Source organism: uncultured Vagococcus sp., assembly GCF_963518325.1.
Classification (GTDB): Bacteria; Bacillota; Bacilli; order Lactobacillales; family Vagococcaceae; genus Vagococcus_D.
This window is the reverse complement of sequence record NZ_CAUQJB010000035.1, coordinates 26,615-50,089: the sequence shown is the minus strand read 5'-3', so window position 1 is coordinate 50,089 and position 23,475 is coordinate 26,615. Positions and strand designations below refer to the sequence as shown.

Here is a 23,475-nt window from a genome sequence, read left to right as displayed (position 1 = left end):
TCGATGTTTCTGGGCAGCATCCTGTGTTTGTATAGAAGCCTCACCTAACAAATCAACTATTTGTATTTGACATAAAGATAACATGTAAAAATAGAAATTGCAAGCTAAAAAAATCAACTTTTTTTATTAGTGAAATGTGCACAAATGAGAGTGGTTTAAGAGAGGTTATCAGAGGTTATTTTTAGATAATTTCGACAATTGATTCTCTGGTTGGCTTTATGATGAAAAGGCGCTTCAATAAGGTTTTTGTTGACTATCTAAGTGGCGAAAAAAACGACTCAACAGTTTCCTGTCAAGTCGTGAAATAGTGACTAAATAAAGAGCTTTAAGATTGTGAAAATAATTGCTGAAATAACAGCAGAAATCGGAAGTGTGATGACCCAGGTGAAAAGCATGCGTTGACCGGTATCCCACTTCACTCCTTTGATTCGATGTGAGGCACCAACCCCCATAATAGCCGAACTGATAACGTGGGTTGTACTAACGGGTAAATGGAAGAGAGTGGCGCTGAAAATAATCATGACGGAACTAACATCGGCTGCCACACCACTTACGGGCTTGATTTTCATGATTTTACCACCAACAGTTTTAATGATCCGCCAGCCACCAATGCTGGTTCCGATAGCCATGGCAGTGGCACAGGCGATTTGGACCCAACGTTGGACGTCATCACCGGTTTGATAGCCATTGGCAATTAAAGCCATTGTGATAATCCCCATAGCTTTTTGGGCATCGTTGGTACCATGAGTATAAGACTGGAGAGCGGCAGTTAAAATCTGAAATAAGCGAAAACGATTATTAGCTTTTGACAGATTGGCATTTTTGAAAACCGTCTTAATCAAGGTATAAACAAGATAACCGACAATAAAGGCAATGATTGGCGAAGCAATTAGCCCAATAATAATCAGAACAAAGCCAGAATATTTGATAGCACTAAAGCCAGCAGATGCAATGGCGGCACCTGCGATCGCACCGATTAGTGCGTGAGAAGAACTACTGGGAATACCAAAGTACCACGTCACTAGATTCCAAATAATGGCTGAAATTAGCGCCGCTAAAATCACTATTTCACCTTTAGGTAAGGTGATGGGGTCAACAATCCCCTTTGTAATTGTCTTGGCAACTCCCGTAAACGAAATAGCTCCTAGGAAGTTCATCACAGCAGCCATCATGATGGCATGTTTTGGTTTTAAAGCTTTGGTTGAGACGCTTGTGGCGATCGCATTTGCTGTATCGTGAAAGCCATTGATCAAATCAAAGACTAAGGCGGCGATGACAATTAGGACGGTGACAAAAAACATTTGATCCATCTAAACCGGCCCCCTAAGCGTTTTTCATCACGATTGAGTTGAGGGTCTTAGAGACATCTTCACAGAAGTTCGCGATTTCTTCGAGGTTTTCGTATACCGTTTTATAACGGATTAAACGAATTGGATCTTGTTCATCTTGAAATAGAGCGAGCAACGCTTCACGATAAAGGGCGTCACAAGTCGATTCATGTTGTTTGATTTTTTTGGAATGGGCATTGATTAATTTTAATTTTTTGGTGAAAATATGATCTACAGCTGTAGCGATTTCATCGGTAGCTCCTGAAATCTCAGCAGCCATTTTAGTGATAACGTTGTTAAATTTGGATAAGTGGCAAATTTCAAAGGAAAGGGCCGCTTTTTCCATGGCATCTAGGACATCATCGATGCGGTTGGTCAGTTCTAAAATATCTTCCCGCTCGATTGGCGTAATAAACGTGTCGTTGAGTTGAACAATCATTTGGTAGACTAGTCTATCGCCTTTAGATTCATAGTTGTTGATTGTTTCAGAAAAAACACTGACGTCCTCGGGTTTCTCTAAAGAAAAAGAAGAAAAGTAAGTAGCCGCTTCCTTTAGATTGACAGTCATATCATGGAGTAATTCGGCGAATTGATCTTTTTTGTTTCTTGCAAACATGATAAAAATCTCCTAACTATAATTGAAGTTAAAAACACAAGTTCAATGTTAACATAAAAAGGGTTTTTTAACTATGGCTAAATGAGCTTATTTAGTAATTTTCATTGAATATTTCAGTGAAAGTACTAGTTATTTCATTTTGTATGGATCTGGTAAGGACTATTGAGCAAGTTTCAAAAAAACACAAAAGTCCGATGACTTTTGTGTTTAAAGGCTATCCAAAGAGAGCTGTTTTAGCTTCTTAACTGCTTTGAAGTAGGAATAAAGGAGGACAACCACTGAGCCAACCCATGCGAGTGGGCCAGCAATCGCGGCTCCAGCAAAACCAAACATGGCCGTTAAAACAAGAGCGGCAAAGGAACGCATGATTAATTCTACAATCCCAGCAATGGTTGGGATGACGCTTTGGCCAAGGCCTTGTAAGGTGTAGCGAATAATAAAGAGAATGGCTAGAATCCAATAGAGGCTGCCGTTAATATTGAAAAAGGTTTGAGCTAGACTGATGACAGCAGTTTCTTTAGGGCTGACAAACAGAGTCACTAATTTACCTCCGAATAGGATGACAATCAAACCAGCCACAATACTAAATCCAATGCTTAAGGTTAGGCACTGACGGACCCCCTTAAGGATTCGTTGATATTCTTTGGCACCGTAATTCTGGGCGGTGTAAGTGGCCATGGTTACGCCGAATGAGGCCATTGGCAATACGGCGAATTGGTCAATCTTACTAGCCGCGGCTTGTGCCGCAACGACATCCGTTCCTAAACCGTTCAGAGCAGTCTGCAGGATAATCGCTCCAATGGCAATGATTGACGCTTGAAAGGCCATTGGCAAGGCGATTCGAATATGGGTGTAACATTCATCCCAAGCTAAGCTAAAGTCACGTTTGGAAAGTTGGAGTTGAGGAATACTCCGCTTAATATACAGCATACAAAGGATAGCGGAAACGGCTTGGGCAGAAACGGTTGCAATCCCTGCTCCCGCGACACCGAAGTCCAAATAGACGATTAACAACACATCTAAGGCCACATTCACTACGCTAGCAACGATTAAAAACAGTAAAGGTGTACGGCTATCTCCCAAAGCCCGAATGACATTGGATAATAAGTTAAAGGCCATTGCGGCAAAGATTCCGATGATAATAATGGCAATAAAGGTATAGGCATCATCGATAATTTCAGCTGGTGTTTGCATCAAGACCAACATTGGTCGAATAAACAATAACCCAAGGATGGTTAGAGCGACCGTTACTACGGCGCTAATTAAGATGCTCATGGCAAAACTGCGCTTGATCCCTTGGTAATCCCGTGCCCCAAAGCGCTGAGCAGCGATAATGGATAATCCAGCCGTCAGTCCTTGGGCAAAACCAATAATCAAAAAGGTCAAGCTCCCTGTTGACCCGACTGCTGCAAGAGCATTTTTACCGAGCACTTGACCGACGATAATCATGTCGGCCATGTGATAAAATTGTTGAAACACATTTCCGATTAATAAGGGAATGGTGAAAAGTAAAATAAGTTTAATTGGGTTTCCACTTGTTAAATCTTTCAATATAAGCCTCCTACTGTCTAACTATTTATTCAGGTTATCATAAAAAAAAGAAATAACAATAGGTTATTTTGCTAAATGAATGTATTATCTAACTTGGATGAAGGAGAATAGAGGTAATCGGAACGATAAAAAGGGGAATCAGGTCAATCAAATTGTGAGGCTCTAAGGACTAGTGGATGTAAAAAAACAGCTCCACCTTTTTAGGTAGAACTGTATAGGAAACTATTTGCGATTTTGTTGGCGACCAGCATTCCGACCACCTTGAGCATTTTTATTTAATTTGGTTGCGTTATAACTTTTAGAATTAGATTGTGCCGGTGTCACATCTTTTGGTTTCACAACGGGAATCTTAACCTCTTTAGGCGGATTTTTACGGAATTCTTCAGCGATTTGTGCGCGAATCCGTGGTTTTTGATAAAAGTTACTAATAACAGTTTGAATACAAGAGAAAATACCACCGATGACCCAGTATAGTGTAACACCTGCCGGGGAACTTAAGGAAATAAAACCAATCATCAAAGGAGACATAAACATCATCGTTTTCATTTGTTTTTTCTGTTCTTCAGGAATGCCAATTGTACCTAAATAACTTTGTAGCAAGTAGCTTAAGGCAGCCAGTACAGTGAAAATCATATTTGGTTTACCTAGATTGATTCCTAAGAAAGTAGCAGTATCGATTCCAGGCATGTATTTAATTGTGAAGAAAAGGGCAGTGAAGACAGGCATTTGAATCAGAAGAGGCAAACAACCCATACCACCAAACATGCTCATATTGTTATCTTTATAGAAAGCTTGCATTTCTTGGGTGGCGGCCATTTGTTCTTCTTGAGTAACGGCTGCTTTTTGTTTTTGTTGCAACGCGTCAATAGACGGTTTTAAAAATTGCATTTTTTCTGATTGTAAACTGGCTTTTTTAGATTGATGTAAACCAAGTGGCAAAATAATCGCTCTAACAATCAAGGTGAAAACGATAATCGCTAACCCATAGTTGCCACCAAACATATCCACAAAAAAGGTGATCAGTTTACTGAACGGTTCAACTAACAGATTGTATACCCAGCCATCTCCAGTTGGTTTTCCAGCATTAGGACCACTCTTAATGGTCTGAACGCAACCTGAAAGGGTTAATAATAAGCCGAACATCCCAGATGCTAACAGCCATTTTTTAAATTTTTTCTTCATTAGTTTCTTCCTTTTTTCAAATTTTACTCGTAAAGACTACTATAATAGATTTTCATGCTTTTTTCAATTGAAATCGTTAAAATAATGTAACGGCTATCTCCATGACTCTAGTAAGTCACGTCAAAACTCGTCCGTTCTTTGATCGCATCATCGTATATGATATCACATTCATCGACTCGCCCACTTGGTGAGGGAGATCCTTTTATCAGGCTAATAAAGTCCTCTAAGACATCTTCAGCCCCAATGGCCTCAATGTAGATTGACCCATCATGCTCATTGCGAACAATCCCTTTGATTCCTAATCGGTCTGCTGCCATCTTTGTGAGAAACCGAAAACCAACACCTTGCACGCGACCGCTCACGCGCATACGTACTTTCTTCATGTCAATACCTCCTATAAAAGATAGTGAAGCTAACCCAAGTCATGGAGAATTAGCTAAAAAGTCATTATTACCTTAATTTTACCTGTAAAAAAAGTTTTTTCAATAACTAATTTGCGAAGAATTATAGTTCTTGTTCCTATTCAATGATATAATGTAGCGAAATCCAGTCCAGAAGGAGATTTAAACAAATGATTGAAATCAGTTCAACTAAAAATAATTTTATTAAAGAAATCAAAAAACTAACGAAGAAAAAGTACCGAGAAGAGCATGGCCATTATGTAATCGAAGGTGTTCATTTAATTGAGGAAGCCTTAAAGTCACCAGCAATGGTGACAACCATCATTATGAATAATCAGGGCTATGAATTGTTACCCGGATTACCAATGACCTCAGATGCGATCACCTATTATTTATTGAGTGATGAGGTCTTTAGAAACGTTAGTGATGTGCCAGCACCTCAAGGTATGATGGCTTTGGTTAAGTTGAATAAAGAGGTGTTGCCAGAGACGGTGACGGGAAATTTATTGTTGTTGGATAATGTTCAAGATCCCGGAAATGTGGGGACCATGATAAGAACGGCTGATGCAGCAGGTTATGCTGGTGTGGTACTAGGAGAAGGCTGCGCCGATATATACAATCCAAAAGTACTTAGATCCATGCAGGGGTCTCATTTTCATTTAACAATTATGGAGGGGGATTTAGCTGAGGTCATTCCAGCTTTAAAAACAAAAGGACTTCAACTAATTGGGACAGAACTTAATCCAGAAGCGGTTGATTATCGAGAGTTGTCCCTTGAGTCTCATGTGGCCTTAGTGATGGGGAATGAAGGTCAAGGTGTTTCTTCCCAATTATTACAGTTAACAGACAAAAATGTGTATATACCAATTATCGGTCAAGCTGAATCATTAAATGTGGCCGTTGCCGCAGGGATTCTGATGTTTTCATTACAATCTTAATATATTACGAAAACATTAATATTGTGCGATAAGGTGGAATTATTTTATGGCAGGTGATATTATATAATTATTGTAAACCTCACGATAGTTTCTACGGGGGTTTTATCAATTTAAAACGTCACTAAAAACGAAGGAAGTTATGTGAATTGAAACAAAATTGGCAAGAAGATCAAGAGTATATGTCTTATATCGAAGATTTAATTTACACAGATGAAGTACAAAGTCTAGGTGAATTCAAGCAGCATCACTACTCTACACGGTTAGAGCATTCTATCTCTGTTTCTTATTTGAGCTATCGCTTGGCAAAGAAGTGGAATGGTAACGCCCGTGCAACAGCTCGTGCTGGTTTATTGCATGACTTATTTTATTACGATTGGCGGACGGAAAAATTCGATGGTGGGACCCATGCTTATGTTCATCCACGAGTTGCCGTGAAAAATGCTGAAAAACTAACTGAATTATCTGACTTGGAAAAAGATATTATCATCAAGCATATGTGGTTAGCCACTATTGCACCACCTAAATACAAGGAGAGCTATATCGTCACAATGGTAGACAAGTATTGTGCGACTCATGAGGCTTTAGTGCCGGCTTTCAGAAATGCTAAAAATAAAGTTTATTCCATGTTTGGAATGGCTGGGTAAGAACGAGTCTAAAGTAGTCAACGAGTTGTTGGTTGACTACTTTTTATTTTTCTTTTGTGTGGTAATACACAAACAGCTAGCTTATAATTAGTAAGGAAAGGTGCTATACTATATTAAAAGAGAGGTGAGAGGTATGGCCGAAATTCAAATAAGTACGGAATGCCAAGAACGTCAGTTTACCTTATGTCCTAAATTTGAAAAAAGTTTTTCGATTTTAGGTAAGCGCTGGAACGGGCTAATCATTGATGTGTTATTGGAAGAAGGTTGTCAGCGATTTGGCGAGCTTGCAGTAAAGATTCCTAACCTAAGTGATCGTGTTTTAGTGGAACGATTAAAAGAGCTTGAACTTAACGAGATTGTTGAACGAATTGAAGATAAAGACAACAGTAAAAAAGTCGAATACCGTTTAACCGAAAAAGGGCGGGATTTAAAGGGGGCCATGGGAGAAATCCAAAAATGGTCAGAAAAATGGCTATCAGTTGAGGAAAGCAGTTGACCTTCTGAATAGTTTCTTGTAGACTGTAAAGTAATAGAGAGAAAAACGTTGAAGGAAAAGAGTAATTTAGACTAAAAGAGCACAGGGAAGGTCGCCACTGACTGAAAGCGACCCCTCTTTAACTAAATGAAGTTCACTTCCTGAGTCACTTAGTGTTTAAACTAAGTCGGTGAGTCCACCGTTAACAAAGAAAAGTGTACGACATTGTCGTAAATTAGGATGGTACCGCGAGACTTCGTTCCTTTATGGAATGAGGTCTTATTTTTGTTTTGCCTGTGGACCGCTCATTTTCAAACGCTCTTCTATTCATCCAGATTATAGATAAAACCAATAGAAAGGAATTATTATCATGTCTTTGAAAGAACAATTAGAAATACTGAAAGCTGAAACAGTTGATAAAATTGCTAACAGCGCTGCCTTACATGAATTAAATCAAATCCGTGTGGAAACCCTTGGGAAAAAAGGCCCAATCACGGAAGTATTACGTGGAATGAAAGATTTAACCGCGGAGGAACGCCCTTTAGTTGGGAGCTTTGCTAATGAAATTCGTGACCACTTAGCAGCTAAAATCGAGGAGAAGAAAGGTGAGTTGGAATTAGCAGAGATGAACGCTGCTTTAGAAAATGAAACTTTGGATGTTACACTACCAGGAAAACATGTCCCTCAAGGAACGGCTCATGTCCTAACTCAAACGATGCAAGAAATGGAAGATATTTTTATCGGTATGGGATACCAGGTCGTTGAAGGTTTTGAAGTGGAGCAAGATCACTATAATTTTGAACGGATGAATTTGCCTAAAAATCATCCAGCTCGTGACATGCAAGACACTTTCTATATCACTGAGGAACTATTGCTAAGAACTCATACATCGCCTGTTCAAGCACGGACTATGGAGAAACACGATTTTTCGAAAGGCCCATTGCGCATGATTAGCCCAGGAAAAGTTTTCCGTCGTGACAGCGACGATGCTACACATAGCCATCAGTTCCATCAAATCGAAGGCTTGGTTATTGATAAAAACATTACCATGGGAGATTTAAAAGGAACCCTGGAAGTAGTGATGAAAAAAATGTTCGGTGACGATCGTGAAATTCGTTTGCGTCCGAGCTATTTCCCATTTACAGAACCGTCAGTTGAAGTTGACGTCAGTTGTTTTAAATGCGGCGGTGAAGGTTGTAATGTATGCAAACAAACAGGCTGGATTGAAATTTTAGGAGCTGGTGTGGTTCATCCAAACGTCTTGGAGATGTCCAATATCGATTCTACCATATACAGTGGTTTTGCTTTTGGTATGGGACCCGATCGGATTGCGATGTTACGTCATGGTGTCAACGATATTCGTTATTTCTATCAAAATGATATTCGATTCTTAGAACAATTCAAGGTAAAGGAGTAATACTATGTTAGTATCTTATAAATGGTTGAATGAATTAATTGATTTGTCAGCTACGCCTGACGAATTAGCAGATAAAATGTCACGCACAGGAATTGAAGTAGAAGAGGTTAATGTTCCAGAAGAGGGCTTAAAAAAAATCGTCGTTGGCGATGTCAAAGAATGTGTGCCTCATCCGGATAGCGATCATTTATCAATCTGCCAAGTAGATGTAGGTGAAGATGAATTATCTCAAATTGTTTGTGGCGCGCCTAACATCAAAGCAGGTAAAAAAGTGATTGTGGCATTACCTAATTCTCGTATTGCTGGCAATGTTAAAATAAAAAAAGGCAAGATGCGCGGTCAAGTGTCTCTTGGCATGATTTGTTCACTACAAGAACTGGGCTATTCAGATAACCTGATTCCCAAAGACTATGCTGATGGTATCTATTTCATGCCTGATAATGCTGTACCTGGCGAGCCGGTCTTCTCATATTTAGAGATGGATGATGCCATCATCGAATTGTCAATCACGGCTAATCGTGCAGATGCATTAAGCATGCGTGGCGTGGCTCATGAAGTTGGCGCAATTTATCGTCAAAAACCAGTTTTCCCAACAAAAGTATTAGTAGAAGATCAAACCAGTAGGATTGAGGATTATCTAACTGCTAAAGTGGAAGACATCAATGATGCGCCTAATTACCGTATGCGCCTTGTCAAGGATGTCACAGTAAAAGAGAGCCCATTATGGTTGCAAACGCGCTTGATGAATGAAGGCATTCGTCCCATCAGCAACGTCGTGGATGTGACAAACTATGTCTTATTACTTTTTGGACAACCGATGCATGCCTTTGATTATGACAAAATTGGCAGTAAAGAGATTGTCGTTCGACGTGCCAAAGACGAGGAAGTATTAAAAACATTAGATGGTGAGGATCGTCAATTAACACCCGCTAATATTGTGATTACAAATGGTCAAGATCCGATTGCTTTAGCGGGCGTTATGGGCGGTTTTGACTCCGAGATTGTGAGTACAACAACAACGGTTGCTCTTGAGGCTGCTTCCTTTGAACCGATTACAACTCGTTTAACATCAAAACAATTTGGTTTGCGCAGTGAATCAAGCAGTCGTTTTGAAAAAGGCATTAATCTAAATACAGTCCAAGAAGCCTGTGATTTTGCTGCCGCAATGGTAGCCGAGCTTGGCGATGGCACCATTGTTTCTGGAGAGATGGTGGCTTCTGAAACAAAGGCGCCGAAAATTGAAATTGGGATTACGTTAGAAAAAATCAACCGTTCATTAGGAACAGCCCTAACGACTGAAGTTGTCAGCGAAATTTTTGATGCCTTGGATTTCCCTTTTACGGTTACAGAAGATCTTTTTACAGTGACTATTCCATCTAGACGTTGGGATATTACGATTGAAGCTGATTTAGTGGAAGAAGTGGCGAGGATCTTTGGTTATGATAATCTGCCTTCAACATTACCAAGTGGTGAGGCCTTACCAGGAGCTTTAACCCGTAAGCAACAATTGACTCGGACGACTCAAACTACGTTGGAAGGTAGTGGGTTAACGGAAGCAATCAGCTATGCGTTAACGACTGAACCTAAGGCGGTTGAGTTTGTTGTAGCGCCACGACCAGTCGTTAAGTTACAATCACCAATGAGTGAGGATCATGCGGTATTGCGCCAAAATCTAACAAGTGGGTTATTGACGGATATTGCTTACAATGTGGCCCGTAAAAATCATGATGTGGCGTTATTCGAAATTGGCAATATATTCAGTGCCACTGAAGCGGGTCAACTCCCAATCGAAACCCGTCATTTAGCTATGGCAATTACAGGTGCTTGGGAAGATAAAACCTGGCAAGTTGCTAAAGCGCCTGTTGATTTTTATTTACTTAAAGGGATTGTCGAAAACCTGTTAAAAGTCATTGGCGCAGAGACCTTAGTATGTTTTGAACCAACTTCAGAGTACTCTGATTTACACCCTGGCCGAACAGCAAAGATTATACTTGAGGGCCAATCTATTGGGTTTATTGGCCAAGTTCACCCTTTAACGGCAAAGGCTTATGATATTAATGAAACTTATGTCTTAGAACTCGATTTAGATACTTTATTAGACTCGAATCTTGTTGGGATTGATTATGAAGCTGTTTCTAAGTTTCCGTCAATGAAACGGGATATAGCTTTGCTCGTTGATGGGGCTATTTCAAATCAGGAGTTAGTGACTGTGATTAAAGGGAATGGCGGTAAATTCTTACAAAGTGTTCAATTGTTTGATATTTTCCAAGGTGAAAAATTGGGGGCTGGTAAAAAATCGATGGCGTATTCATTGACGTTCCAAAACCCAGAAGCCACACTAGTGGACGAAGAGGTGACGGCTGCTATGGATAAAATTCAAAATGCGTTAATAAATGATTATCATGTAGAGATAAGATAATCAGATGAAATGAGCATTTCTTTGGCCCAAGGTCAGAGAAGTGTTCTTTTTTATTAAAAAGCAATTCAACGCACGTGGCAATTTAGTCTGGTATTTTTGATTGAAAATTGGTAAAATAGACCAATCACTTTTGTGCAGAGAATCACGAAACTAAGCTGCAAAAAGGTGTCGGGAGAAATGATGGAAAGTAGGAGAAGAAGTATGGCGGAGAGAACATTAAAAAAGGAGATTTCAGGATTAACGGCTTTGACTGTCGTTGTAGGCACGGTCATTGGAGCAGGTGTGTTCTTTAAACCAACAGCAGTTTTTAGTGCATCAGGAGGCGCGGGACTGGGGATGTTGGCTTGGGTAGTCGGCGGAATTATAGCGATTTGTGGTGGCTTAACAGTAGCTGAAATCGGCACATTAATACCTGAAACAGGTGGCATGATGGTGTTTTTAGAAAAAATATTTGGTAAACCTTTAGGCTTTCTGGTCGGTTGGGCTCAACTTGTGGTTTATTTTCCAGCCAACATTGCCGCGTTGAGTATCATCTTTGGAACTCAGGCAGTAAACCTGTTGGGGGTAGCTCAGTTTTGGATTGTTCCTATAAGTATCATCGCAATTATCATCATTACGATCATTAATGGCATCGGCAATAAAGCAACAGGCGCTTTACAGACTGTGGCAACAGTTATGAAGATTATCCCTTTAGTTGTCTTAATTGTCGCTGGGTTGTTGTTAAATAAAGACCCCTTGACGGTTACCTTATTTCCGTTAAGCGAAGGAACCAGGTCCTTTGGCAGTAGCTTTGGAGCCAGTTTGGTCGCAACATTATTCGCATATGATGGCTGGATGAATGTCAGTGCGTTGTCTGGCGAGATGAAGAATCCAAGTCGTGATTTACCACGAGCAATCGTTGGCGGGTTATCGATTGTGATTGCTCTTTATTTAATGATAAATATGGCGTATTTAAATGTAATGACTGCGCAAGAGTTAGCGAATACTGTCACGCCAGCAGCAGATGTGGCAACGTTGTTATTTCCAGGGTTCGGTAGTAAACTCGTGACAGTCGGTATTTTAATTTCGGTCTTTGGTGGGATTAATGGGTATTCGATGGCAGCTTGGCGGGTTCCATACGCCTTGGGAATGAAAAATATGTTGCCAAAAAGTCAATGGTTTGCTAAGTTGCACCCTAAGACCAATATGCCGATTAACGGTGGTTTGGTTTTACTTGCCATCATCATTGGGATGATTTTATCTGGCTCCTTTGATCAGTTAACTGATTTGTCAATTTTTGTTATCTGGATGTTTAATACATTGACGTTTGTTGGGATATTCGTCTTAAGAAAACGCCAGCCTGATACGCCTCGAAGCTACAATGTACCTTTATATCCAATCGTGCCTTTAGTAGCGATTGTGGGCGGTGGGTTCATCGTGATCAATACGTTGCTGGAACAGCCCTTAAATGCCACCTTAGGACTTGTATTGACGGCCATAGGCTTACCTCTCTACTATTGGCATAAACGAATCAAGCCTGACTGATAAGTTAGAGCTCCTTTCACTAAATGGTGGGAGGGCTTTTTTTATGAAAACATTTAATATCAACTACTAATTGTTAAAATTATCTAAGTGAAAGTTGACCTTCTTTGCAACTGCCATCTATCTGCTCTATAATTAAAAGAAGCCATGATAAATAGTGGTATTTAATGAGAGGATGTTGTGTAATGGGGATAGACATTAAAATGTTAGGGATGATTTTCATTATTAACCTGAGCTATATTACGTTGAACACCATCAGGTTTATGCTAACGATGAAAGGGTACCGTAATATTGCCCCGCTGGTCAGCATCATCGAAATAACGGTTTATGTTCTCGGTTTAAATATGGTTCTGAGTCGCTTGGATAATCCCTGGAACTTAGCTGCTTATGCTTTAGGTTATGGGATTGGTGTTGGAATCGGGATTCGACTCGAGGAGTACTTAGCACTGGGGTATATTATGGTGACCGCCATTATTCCAGTGAAAGAAGAAAGTACCATGGCCAATGATTTGCGTGATGAAGGTTATGGTGTAACAGTTACTTTTGGTTTTGGGCGGGAAGGGGAGCGAATGATTTTGGAAATATTGAGCTCACGTAAAAATGAACGCAGTTTGTATAAGTTAATTAAAGAACTGGAACCCAGTGCGTTTGTTATTTCCCATGAGCCTAAATATATCAGTGGTGGTTTTTGGACGAAACGGGTCAAAAAACGTCACGATCACTTATCATTAAAACAATAAGTTGAAAGAGTGTCATCAAAAAAAGATGATGCTCTTTTTTTGTTAGAGTACCAGTATGGTAATAGAGGGAAATAGGTTATGTATTGGGTGTGTCAGTTTGAATTGGGAGATCACTTATCCTTTTGCCCCCTGATTGAATAAGTTTATTGAATGGGTTTAAGTTTAATTTAAGTTAGTAAAGTTAAACTTTGAGTAATTCGAACGACTGATTTCGTCGTAACATATCTTAATAATTGAGCTTGTTAAGCAGAATGGAGGTCAAAGATTTAATTCTAATTATCATTAGTTACTTGCTGAAACGAAGAAAACACGTTTCTAAACTTAAGACGATATAAGCCCCGTCCTAACAAAGGATACATTTACCTTACAATATTTGTATCAAACTAAAGCTGAGCTCTGTTCAGCTTTTTTGTATTTAAATAACAATGAAAATGTAAAGTGATTGATAAAAATGAGCAGGAGTTAAAAGGGAATGCTATCGAGAAATAATAAAAATAGAAACGTACTGCAAAATCGTTTATAATAATCGGTCGGATAAAAAAGGCTATTTAAAATCGTTTGTTTTTAATGTATAAAATGAACATTGTTATTTAACGGTGGGATAAATAGTTATTGATGATTTGTTTTATGGGCGATAAATGTCAATATGTTTCGAGTATAAGCGATAAAGAATTGAATTAAATAAATATTATTTTCACATGTGTAAATAAGTGTTGCTAATATATGTGATATATTATATTATATTAAATAGTGTGAATTTGTTTTTTTATTATCTTTTGTATAAAAAACGAGTATTTAAAGAAAGAAGGAATAAGATGAAAAAATGGATGCAAAAATTAGCTGTTTGTTCTATTATTTTAAGTAGTTTACCTTACAATATTGTAGATGCTTCAACGGCTGAAGATACTAATGAAATAACGTCGGAAGTTGTGGAATCATTGGTCGAAGTGACTCAAGAATCAGACCCGACAACCGAATCAACTGAAATATCTGCGACAACCTTTGAAGAACAACCTATTGTTGAGGAGGAACAAGCCGTGGCTGAGGTAGTTCCTGATGAAGTTGTTGAAGAGGTCGGTCCAGTAGAGTTAATCAACTCTACTAGGGTTTCTGAAGAATACAAATCACAGAAAAAAATCTCTCCTAGAAGTAGTGATCATTTTCCGATTCAAGCTATTGGTGGAACTTATGTAATGTACAATGTCTCTCATATTTTAGATTTATCAAAAGGGTTTTCTTTTGGAAGCTACATTGGAAGTTCTGATGATGAGCCGATAGAATATCGGTATAAAGTCACTCATAATGGTAAGACAATATTGCCTTTTGGTGCGACTTTTACATATTTACCTCAGAACACGATTGATATTACAAGTTTGATTAGTGAGCCAGGTGAGTACAAAGTTACAACAAATATATTTTTTGAAGAAGGCTTTATTGATTCTGTGGAGGTGAGTATTAACCATGAATTAATTGTCGCAACTGTGTCGATTGATCAATATACAAATCCGACATCAATAACATTAGGTGCAAAAGATAGGCCCGACACTATGATAAGCAGTCAAGATCGAACAGCTGCCTCACTCTCATGGTCAATCACTCGAACAGATGGTGGTGAACCAGTAAATATCACTGGTTCAGGCAATGTTGTTCCGCAGGAAGTTCTAGATCAATTACCTCCTGGAACGTATCAAGTGACAAACAATGCTTCGGACCAAACTATTTATAATTCAACTATTTCAGATAATATTTCTGCAGATTTTGAAATTACTGGTGGATCTCTAAGAGTAGAACATGTATTGACCGCTTCTGATGGATCAATCATTGGAAGTTATTCAGTTATTGAAAATACAGGAAAGCCAGGTACGTCATTTGTAGAAGCAGATCCAATTGTAATTCCAGGTTATACATTAGTAGCTGCTAAAACAGAGGGCGATCCTAATGGAATCTATGAACGAGATGGCTTGGCTAATGTTACACACTATTATCAAGCAATTGTATCTGAAGTGATTACTAATTTTATAGATGAAAAAGGAAAAGTAATATCAAACCCAGTTTCGAAAAAAGGTGATTATGATACAACATTTCAAACGCAACCAATCGAAATTATTGGGTATGATTTGGTACCAGAAAAAACAGTAGGCTTAGAAAATGATAAGTATGGTGTGGATAAAAAAGAGGTTACTTATGTTTATAAGAAAAAGCCAACTATCGTAACAGTTCATCACAAAGATTTGGGTGGCGCTACATTGGCACCAGATACCGTGATTAATGGATTTTTCGAAGATGATTATACGACAACTGAGGAACAGATTGTTGGTTATGTATTGGAAATAGAACCGAAGAATAAAGTTGGCCAACATGCTGTAGATCCAACAGAGGTAACATATTATTATTCAAAAGTTAAGACGCTTCTAATTGTGGAGCATTTGGATGAGAATGACCAACCGTTAATTCCGACCACAAAAACGACAGGTGAATATAAGGATTCTTATGAAACATCTCAAAAAGAAATTGAAGGATATGAGCTAGTTGTTACACCTAATAACCCAACAGGAGAATACGGTGAAGTAGATACGACGGTTACCTATAAATATCGGAAAAAAGACACACAGGTAATTGTCCATCACATTACTAGCGACGGTACTGTTCTGACCGCGCCAGAAACACTTCCCGGCAAGTTTTCTGACCCATACGTAACAACTCAGAAAGAGTTTGAAGGATATCGTTTAGTTACCGCACCAACTAATGCAAAAGGCAACTATGCAATGACAACACCAGATGTGACATATGTTTATGAGAAAATTCCATCAAATTTAATTATTAAACATGTAGATGAGCAAGGGAATGAAATTTCCCTTACAAAAGTGATTTCAGGTAAGTATGGCGAAGAATATGTGACAGAAAAAGAAGTGATTGAAGGGTATGAATTAACTGAAGTTCCAGTCAATCAAAACGGACAATACACGGATGTTGATACAACTGTTACCTATATCTACAAGAAAAAAGCCACTCAAGTTATTGTTCATCATGTGGATCAGGCCGGCAATAAAATAGCTCTTGATGAGGTCAAAAACGGACTCTTTAACGATGACTACCAAACTGAAAAAGTGACTATTCCTGGATATGTTTACCTGTTAGTTAAAGGGGCTCCGCAAAATGGCAAACATAAAGTGGCAACCCAAGAAGTTACTTATGTTTACGCAAAAATTGTCCCCCCAACAGTTGATACGGTATACGAAGGTGCAACTAAATTAACAGGAACTGGTACACCAGGTACCCAAGTAATCATCACATTCCCTGACGGTACCACAGTTACTGCTGATGTTGATGCAGATGGCAAATGGGCAGTTGATGTTCCGAAAAACATTCATTTAAAAGAAGGTCAGATTAATTCAGCTATTTCCTTTGACCCAGAGACTGGTTTTAAATCAGAAAAAGGTGACGGTAATGTCATCCCTCTACCGAAAACGTCAGTAACGCCAGGAAGTACTGGAACCTCTATTAAGAAACCTACAGCAACAAACAGTGCAACTGCTAAAACCACTTTGCCAAAAACTGGTGAAGTTAATTCCCGAATGTCAATTATAACTGGTATTGCATTACTAGGGTTGGCAGTATTAAATTATTTGAAACGAAAAAAGGTTTAAATACGTAATCAGAAGTGCTAACGTCATTCGTTGGCACTTCTTTTAGTCTTAAGGCTGATTTATTCGAAAATTATTTAAAGATAGTTGTACCGCACAGTACTGTGTAGTACACTGTATAAGAGGGGTGATGAAATGAACATTGAAGAATGGAGAACCCAGGCAAAGCGTGGGACATTAGAATTATGTATCTTGTCACTGTTAAAGGAAAATGATTATTATGGGTATGAATTAACAAGTGTTTTAGCGAATTGGAAAATTGTGTCAGCAAATGAAAATACGATTTATCCACTACTACGGCGCTTAACAAAAGAAGGGTTTTTAGAGAGCTATTGGCAGGAAAATCACGATTTTCCTCGCCGTAAGTATTATAAAATAACAGATTTAGGTATCAGATACTTAGTGGAAATGACCATTTCGTGGCAACATCTGGTAAAGGCGATTGAAGATATTCAGACATTTGAGGAGGAGAAATAATGGACAAGCAGGTCAAAGCGTATTTAAGTGAATTGGATGGTCAATTGAACTATCTTAGTGAAATCGAGAGACGAGATATCATGGAAGAGGTAGGCAGTCATATTTATGAGCGGATTGTGGAGGGAAGTGAGATTGAAGAGGTGCTAGCAGGATTTGGAAATCCTAAAGAGTTAGCGAAATCTTATGGTAGTGAGGTTATCGTGAAAAATACCAAGTTTAACTTGAAAAGTTTGATCACGATGATAAAATTTTCTTTTGTTGTTGGAATTAAAGGGATGTTTGTTATCCCCTTTGTTGCTATTACCTCTTTTACTTTCTATGCAAGTTCAATTATTATCGTATTAGGGGTTGTTCTGAAAGGCATCAGTGGACTTTGGGGAATAGACCTTCCTTTTGTTATCTTGGATTTTGGTTTTTGGCAAGCTCCCTACTGGTTAGCCTTGATTATCTCTTTTTTAGTAGCGGGTCTTCTCTACCTAACCAGCCGCAAACTATGGAAATTTTTGAAAGGTTTTTTGCATAATATATCCTTGAGTTTCTCAAAACTAAGGTAACAAACTAAAGCGACAGCATTCATCTGATAATGAATACTGTCGCCAGTTGATTTCATATGTTGACAGTTGATTATGAGGCGGCAGTCATGTCTTCAAACCGAATGACAAATCGATTATTAAATTCCAAGGCTCTTGCCGTATCTTGCGGTGCACAATTTTTTAATTCTACAATACAAGTATTTTCGTACAAGGCCACAACATCACCTTCGAAAACGTCACCTAGTAAAACACTCTGACACTGACATTTTTTTCCAATAGAGACATCATTTTTTTGCATTGCGTTCACCAACCATCTTTCTTATTTGAATTTGTTCCAGGATGTTTTCACACAGTTACATTTAAGACGAGCTACCCTCGGTGTTTCAAAAATAGATTGTCTTTTAACCACAACTTCCATAAAGTTAAAAACGAATTTACAGATTAAATAACATAATCTTTCTAAATTTAATGTCATTCTATTAAAAATTAGCTAAAATAACAACTATTATGCATATCTAAACTTCAGCTATATTCAGATTTTTTTCTATAAACATTGTTATATCAACGATTAACTCTCTGAAAAATTTATTTATTGATCGATATATAATTGTCGATATTATCAAATGTGATCATTTAGTTATTATTTGTAAGTAAGTTGTTGTAAAAGGCCCTGCCTTTATTTTAGCAGCTCTGATTAATTTAGAAAAAAAGTCAAACGACTATATAAATTTGTGAAATTTGAGTGAAAAGCTTGTATTTTTTTCAGTTAAACCTATAATAGAGTAATAAGGCTGTAAGCGATAACAATACGAATGATTACTGCGGGAGAGTTTATTGTTAACAATAACACCGAAGGAATAAATTTGGCGTTGCAAGCGTCAAGTGAAGATCTCAGGTTACAAGACCGCAGTAGGACGACTCTCTGGAAAGCATAGTCACCGAAGGAGCAATTCCCTTATTTTGGGGAGAAATCTCTCAGGTACCCCAACAGAGGAATGCACTTTATTTAAGTGTGTTCCTCTGTTTTTTATCAGGTTTTAGTTTTGGTTTTTCGCTTAACTATTTAAATTGTATACCGTTTTAATGTTCGTGTTTTGTTAGGTTTATCGAAAAAAATAAGAAGTTTTGACTTTGCTCTTCCATTAAATGACGAATATTGATAGAATGATGTCAGAGTGTGAAAGATCGTTTCTTAATTTCTTAAAACGAAAGGATTGAATAGGATGTCAGAATTGAAAACACCTCTTTACGATGCCCATGTGGCAAGAGGGGGAAAAATGGTGCCATTTGCTGGTTACTTATTACCCGTAACCTATAAGCCAAGTAGTCTAATGATTGAGCATGAAGCAGTCAGAGAGAAAGCAGGACTGTTTGATGTGTCGCATATGGGGGCGATTTTTATACTTGGAAAAGACGCCTTAGCCAATGTGAATTATCTTTTATCCAATGACTTTACTAATATGGAGGATGGTCAAGTCCGTTATACCGTGATGTTAAATGACCATGGGGGCGTGATTGATGACTTTATTGTTTATAAATATTCGATAGAGACTTATATGCTAGTAGTGAATGCAGCAAACCGTCATAAGGATGGAAAGTGGATAAAAGAGCATATCTTTGGTGAATGTCAAATGGATGATCGCTCTGACGAAACAGCTATTTTGGCTCTTCAAGGTCCTAGCTCTACTGATATTTTAAAAAAAGTAATGAATTCGGCTGATATCCCAGCTAAGTACTATCGTTTTAATGAAAAAGTTCAGTTGCAAGGTATTACTGTTGATATATCACAAACCGGTTACACTGGAGAAATGGGGTATGAGTTATACATGACCCCAGAAAATGCCGTAAAAGTTTGGGATATTTTGCTAGATGCAGGGGCGGATTTAGGCTTGATTCCAGCAGCCTTAGGTGCCAGAGACACGTTGCGTTTAGAAGCTGGCATGCCACTATACGGACATGAGATGACAGAGGAAATTTCACCTTTAGAAACAGGCTTAAAATTTGCTGTTAAAATGCAAAAGGATGATTTTATTGGTAAACATGCCCTGGAAGAAAAAGGGGAGCCAACCATCAAACGAGTCGGGTTAAAAGTTACAGGAAAAGGGATTGTTCGGGAGCAAGCGACGATTTTTGCTGATGGACAGGAAATTGGTTACAGCACATCGGGGACCCATTCACCGACCCTTGGTTATCCGATTGCCATGGCTTTGATCAACAAAGAGTTTGCAGAAATTGGCACGACTTTGGAAGCAGAAGTGAGAGGTCGACGTATTCCAGTTGAAGTGGTTTCCAGTATGTTTTATAAACGCGAAAAAAAATAATGAGATAAATTGGTTTTTTGACAAATCAAAAGACCTTAAAAATAGGAGGAAAAAATCATGGCTTATCCAACAGAATTACTTTACACAGAGGATCACGAATGGATTAAATTATCAGAAGATGGCAAAACAGCACTGATTGGGATTACAGAGTTTGCTCAAGATCAATTGGGAGATATCGTCTATATTGGCTTACCTGAGGTGGATGATGAAGTAAGTGCGGAAGATTCTGTGGCTGACATTGAATCAGTCAAGTCTGTCTCTGATATTTTCTCACCCGTGTCAGGAGTTGTTTCTCGAATTAACGAAGAGTTGGAAGACGCACCGGAATTAGTAAATGCAGATTCGTATAGTGCTTGGTTGTTTGAAGTAGGTAGTGTGACGGAAGTTCAAGAGAATACCTTAAGTGCTGATGAGTATGAGAAATTAGTTGCCGAGGAGGCGTAAAAGATGGGGTTAGGGAAGTATGTGCCAGCTACAACGGAAGAGCAACAGCTGATGCTAGAAAGCGTTGGCATGAAGAGCTTTGAAGAACTGTATGTCAGTGTACCAAAAGAGTTGCGTATTAATGAGCTAAATATCCCAAAGGCGAAATCAGAGTTTGAAGTTAGAAAAACGATGACAGATATTGCAGCTAAAAATAAAATTTTTCCAGCAATTTTTAGAGGCGCCGGGTCTTACAATCACTACATTCCGGCGCTTGTAAAGCAAATTGCCGTCAAGGAAGAATTTCTAACAGCTTATACGCCTTATCAAGCTGAAATCAGTCAAGGCGTCTTGCAAGCTATCTTTGAGTTTCAAACAATGATTACGGAAATAACCGGAATGGATTCGGCGAATGCTTCAGTTTATGATGGAGCGACGGCGGCAGCTGAAGCGGTCAATATGACAATTGACCGTAAACGAAAAAAAGTCTTAGTTTCAGCAACAGCTAATCCGATGACGATTCAAACGATCAAGACCTATTGTGTAGGAGCTGACATAGAATTGACGGTTGTACCTGCTAAAGATGGGGTAACTGATGTAAGCTCTTTAGCTAAGCTTCTGGATAAGGAGACAGCCTGTATGTATATCCAACAGCCAAACTTCTTTGGTCAAATTGAACCTGCTGATACAATCGGCGAGTTAGTCCATGAGCATAAGGGGAAATTTATAATGGGCGTGAATCCATTGGCGGTCACAGTATTAAAAACACCTGCAGAATCGGGAGCGGATATTGTCACAGGTGAAGCTCAACCACTGGGCTTACCAATGGCTTATGGCGGACCATACTTAGGTTTTATGGCGACAACTGAGAAATTAACTCGCTCGTTGCCTGGCCGAATTGCAGGTGAGACAGTTGATGCTAATGGTGAAAGAGCCTTTGTGTTGACACTACAAGCCAGAGAACAACATATTCGACGGGAAAAAGCTGCCTCTAATATTTGTTCTAATCAAGCCCATTGCGCGTTGACTGCTTCGATTTACATGACCACGATGGGCCCGCAAGGAGTTAAGGAAGTGGCACGTCAAAGCTATTCTAAAGCACATTATTTGGCTCAGGAATTAACAAACATTTCTGGTTTTGATTTATGTTATTCAGGTCCGTTTTTCCATGAATTTCTAACCTCATCGCCAGTTGCACCAGAGGTATTGATGGCAAAATTAGAAGAGCATCATATTTTAGGTGGCTACCCACTAGGAAAGGACATCCTATGGTGTGCTACTGAAATGAACACAAAGGAACAAATCGATCAACTTGTTACAGTCCTTAAGGAGGTAACCGTCTAATGAAACTTATATTTGAAAGAAGTCAGCCTGACCGTTTTAACGCCATGTTACCAGAGCTGGATGTGCCAGAATTTAAAATTCCTGAGGAGCTGTCTCGAAAGCGGGAACTGCGTTTACCAGAAGTGGCTCAGCCAGATGTCAGTCGCCATTACACAGAATTGGCAAAACAAACTTTTGGCGTTAATGACGGTTTTTACCCACTGGGTTCTTGTACCATGAAATACAATCCCAAGATAAATGATGAAATGGCTAATCTACCAGGATTTTCCGGAATTCATCCGCTACAACCAGAGCACACCGTACAAGGAGCCTTTGAAGTCTTTAAAACGGCCGAAGCCCTATTAACTGAAATTACAGGTATGGATTATATGACTTTTCAACCTGCAGCTGGAGCTCACGGCGAATTAACGGCGCTATTGATGTTTAAGGGTTATCACAAAGCCAATAACGACCCGAAACGCAATAAAATTATTGTGCCTGATGCGGCCCATGGAACTAATCCCGCCAGTGCGTCAATGGTCGGATACGAAACGGTAAATATTAAATCAAAAGAAAATGGCTTAGTCGATGTAGATGCCTTAAGAGCAGCGGTTGGAGACGATACAGCAGGCTTGATGCTGACGAATCCAAGTACAGTCGGGCTCTTTGAAGAAAATATAACAGAAATTACGCAAATCATCCATGATGCGGGTGGCTTGAATTATTATGATGGTGCCAATCTTAATCCCATTATGGGAATTGTACGTCCGGGTGATATGGGCTTTGATGTAGTCCACTTGAACATCCATAAGACTTTTTCTACCCCACATGGTGGCGGCGGCCCAGGTAGCGGTCCAATTGGCTGTAAGGAGCGTTTGAAAGACTTCTTACCAATGTATTATCCAGTCCATAAAGAAGAAGGTTTTACCTTCATGACCCCGGAAAAAACCATTGGCAGTGTTAAAGGCTTTTATGGTCATTTCGGAATTGTTGTTAGAGCTTTGACTTATATTTTAACACTTGGACAGGAAGGGATTCCTGAAGCGGCAATAAATGCCGTCTTAAACGCTAATTACATGATGAGTCAGCTATCTGATTTATATGACATGAAGTATGAAGGGCCATGTATGCATGAATTTGTTATCACTCTAGAACGAATGAAAAAAGAAACGGGAGTAAATGCTCTGGATATTGCTAAAGGTATTTTAGACAACGGCATGCACCCGCCAACGATGTATTTCCCAAATGTGGTTCATGAAGCATTGATGGTAGAACCGACAGAAACTGAATCAAAAGAAACCATTGATGCAGCAGTCAAAGCTTATCGAGAGATATATGAAAAAGCTTATGCGGATCCAGATTATTTGAAAGGAGCCCCTTATAAGACGTATATTAAACGGGTGGACGAAGTAAGAGCGGCTAGACAACCTATATTGTCATATCAATTTAAAGATTAGCTAGAAAAATGCGACAAAGTCGATTAAACTAAAGTCATAGGCAAAAAGGTGGTCAGAGATATGTT

The 23,475-nt window shown here is 39.0% G+C and carries 20 protein-coding genes, 1 riboswitch and 1 other annotated feature; of the genes, 14 read left to right on the top strand and 6 right to left on the bottom strand.

Annotated features, from left to right (window positions below):
* Window positions 1–311 precede the first annotated feature (311 nt).
* The 5 genes from RWN13_RS20075 to RWN13_RS20055 all read right to left on the bottom strand — a co-directional run bounded on the left by RWN13_RS20075 (window position 312) and on the right by RWN13_RS20055 (window position 5,060).
* Window positions 312–1,310, bottom strand: a complete 999-nt coding sequence (locus RWN13_RS20075; RefSeq protein WP_314067427.1) for an anion permease — start codon at window positions 1,308–1,310, stop codon at window positions 312–314.
* A 13-nt stretch (window positions 1,311–1,323) separates the two neighbouring features.
* The gene (locus RWN13_RS20070; protein ID WP_314067425.1) at window positions 1,324–1,944 is read right to left on the bottom strand and encodes a DUF47 family protein; all 621 of its coding nucleotides are present in this window, start codon (window positions 1,942–1,944) and stop codon (window positions 1,324–1,326) included.
* A 207-nt stretch (window positions 1,945–2,151) separates the two neighbouring features.
* Complete coding sequence (locus tag RWN13_RS20065) at window positions 2,152–3,495, bottom strand: MATE family efflux transporter (protein WP_314067422.1); 1,344 nt, start codon at window positions 3,493–3,495, stop codon at window positions 2,152–2,154.
* A 222-nt stretch (window positions 3,496–3,717) separates the two neighbouring features.
* Window positions 3,718–4,677: a membrane protein insertase YidC gene (gene yidC / locus RWN13_RS20060; RefSeq protein WP_314067419.1), complete on the bottom strand. Its 960-nt coding sequence runs from the start codon at window positions 4,675–4,677 to the stop codon at window positions 3,718–3,720.
* Window positions 4,678–4,784: 107 nt separating this feature from the next.
* Complete coding sequence (locus RWN13_RS20055; RefSeq protein ID WP_314067416.1) at window positions 4,785–5,060, bottom strand: acylphosphatase; 276 nt, start codon at window positions 5,058–5,060, stop codon at window positions 4,785–4,787.
* A 188-nt stretch (window positions 5,061–5,248) separates the two neighbouring features.
* On the opposite strand from RWN13_RS20055, the gene RWN13_RS20050 reads away from it, so the two are divergent.
* From RWN13_RS20050 to RWN13_RS20005, 10 genes are all read left to right on the top strand, one after another.
* Window positions 5,249–6,016, top strand: coding sequence for an RNA methyltransferase (locus RWN13_RS20050; protein WP_314067414.1), 768 nt, complete (start codon window positions 5,249–5,251; stop codon window positions 6,014–6,016).
* Between the two features lie 146 nt (window positions 6,017–6,162).
* Window positions 6,163–6,660, top strand: coding sequence for an HD domain-containing protein (locus RWN13_RS20045; protein ID WP_314067412.1), 498 nt, complete (start codon window positions 6,163–6,165; stop codon window positions 6,658–6,660).
* A 133-nt stretch (window positions 6,661–6,793) separates the two neighbouring features.
* A complete protein-coding gene (locus RWN13_RS20040) occupies window positions 6,794–7,156 on the top strand; it encodes a winged helix-turn-helix transcriptional regulator (RefSeq protein ID WP_314067411.1) in 363 nt (120 codons plus the stop codon).
* A 39-nt stretch (window positions 7,157–7,195) separates the two neighbouring features.
* Window positions 7,196–7,402: a binding site (T-box leader), on the top strand.
* A 103-nt stretch (window positions 7,403–7,505) separates the two neighbouring features.
* A complete protein-coding gene (gene pheS / locus RWN13_RS20035) occupies window positions 7,506–8,552 on the top strand; it encodes a phenylalanine--tRNA ligase subunit alpha (RefSeq protein WP_314067408.1) in 1,047 nt (348 codons plus the stop codon).
* 4 nt (window positions 8,553–8,556) lie between these two features.
* On the top strand, window positions 8,557–10,971 hold the full coding sequence (pheT, locus tag RWN13_RS20030; protein ID WP_314067405.1) for a phenylalanine--tRNA ligase subunit beta: 2,415 nt from the start codon (window positions 8,557–8,559) through the stop codon (window positions 10,969–10,971).
* A gap of 201 nt (window positions 10,972–11,172) precedes the next feature.
* Entirely contained in the window at window positions 11,173–12,495 is a 1,323-nt protein-coding gene (locus tag RWN13_RS20025) for an amino acid permease (protein WP_314067402.1), read from the top strand.
* Window positions 12,496–12,677: 182 nt separating this feature from the next.
* Window positions 12,678–13,232 (top strand): DUF2179 domain-containing protein, encoded by a 555-nt coding sequence (locus RWN13_RS20020; protein ID WP_314067400.1) that lies wholly within the window; start codon window positions 12,678–12,680, stop codon window positions 13,230–13,232.
* Window positions 13,233–14,047: 815 nt separating this feature from the next.
* On the top strand, window positions 14,048–16,879 hold the full coding sequence (locus RWN13_RS20015; protein ID WP_314067398.1) for a MucBP domain-containing protein: 2,832 nt from the start codon (window positions 14,048–14,050) through the stop codon (window positions 16,877–16,879).
* A gap of 132 nt (window positions 16,880–17,011) precedes the next feature.
* Window positions 17,012–17,353 carry a PadR family transcriptional regulator gene (locus RWN13_RS20010; protein ID WP_314067395.1) on the top strand — a complete coding sequence of 114 codons (342 nt, stop codon included), beginning with the start codon at window positions 17,012–17,014 and terminating at the stop codon, window positions 17,351–17,353.
* Entirely contained in the window at window positions 17,353–17,907 is a 555-nt protein-coding gene (locus tag RWN13_RS20005; RefSeq protein WP_314067393.1) for an HAAS signaling domain-containing protein, read from the top strand. The genes RWN13_RS20010 and RWN13_RS20005 overlap by 1 nt, the downstream gene beginning before the upstream one ends.
* 70 nt (window positions 17,908–17,977) lie before the next feature.
* Here RWN13_RS20005 and RWN13_RS20000 read toward each other — a convergent pair whose 3' ends face one another.
* On the bottom strand, window positions 17,978–18,193 hold the full coding sequence (locus RWN13_RS20000; protein WP_314067391.1) for a hypothetical protein: 216 nt from the start codon (window positions 18,191–18,193) through the stop codon (window positions 17,978–17,980).
* 505 nt (window positions 18,194–18,698) lie between these two features.
* A riboswitch (glycine riboswitch) is annotated at window positions 18,699–18,803 on the top strand.
* 306 nt (window positions 18,804–19,109) lie between these two features.
* Here RWN13_RS20000 and gcvT point away from each other — a divergent pair.
* The 4 genes from gcvT to gcvPB are packed head-to-tail and all read left to right on the top strand — an operon-like array spanning window position 19,110 to window position 23,410.
* Window positions 19,110–20,207: a glycine cleavage system aminomethyltransferase GcvT gene (gene gcvT / locus RWN13_RS19995; RefSeq protein ID WP_314067389.1), complete on the top strand. Its 1,098-nt coding sequence runs from the start codon at window positions 19,110–19,112 to the stop codon at window positions 20,205–20,207.
* 57 nt (window positions 20,208–20,264) lie between these two features.
* On the top strand, window positions 20,265–20,651 hold the full coding sequence (gene gcvH, locus RWN13_RS19990; protein WP_314067387.1) for a glycine cleavage system protein GcvH: 387 nt from the start codon (window positions 20,265–20,267) through the stop codon (window positions 20,649–20,651).
* A gap of 3 nt (window positions 20,652–20,654) precedes the next feature.
* On the top strand, window positions 20,655–21,974 hold the full coding sequence (gcvPA, locus tag RWN13_RS19985; protein WP_314067384.1) for an aminomethyl-transferring glycine dehydrogenase subunit GcvPA: 1,320 nt from the start codon (window positions 20,655–20,657) through the stop codon (window positions 21,972–21,974).
* On the top strand, window positions 21,974–23,410 hold the full coding sequence (gene gcvPB / locus RWN13_RS19980; RefSeq protein ID WP_314067382.1) for an aminomethyl-transferring glycine dehydrogenase subunit GcvPB: 1,437 nt from the start codon (window positions 21,974–21,976) through the stop codon (window positions 23,408–23,410). The genes gcvPA and gcvPB overlap by 1 nt, the downstream gene beginning before the upstream one ends.
* The last annotated feature ends 65 nt before the right edge of the window (window positions 23,411–23,475 follow it).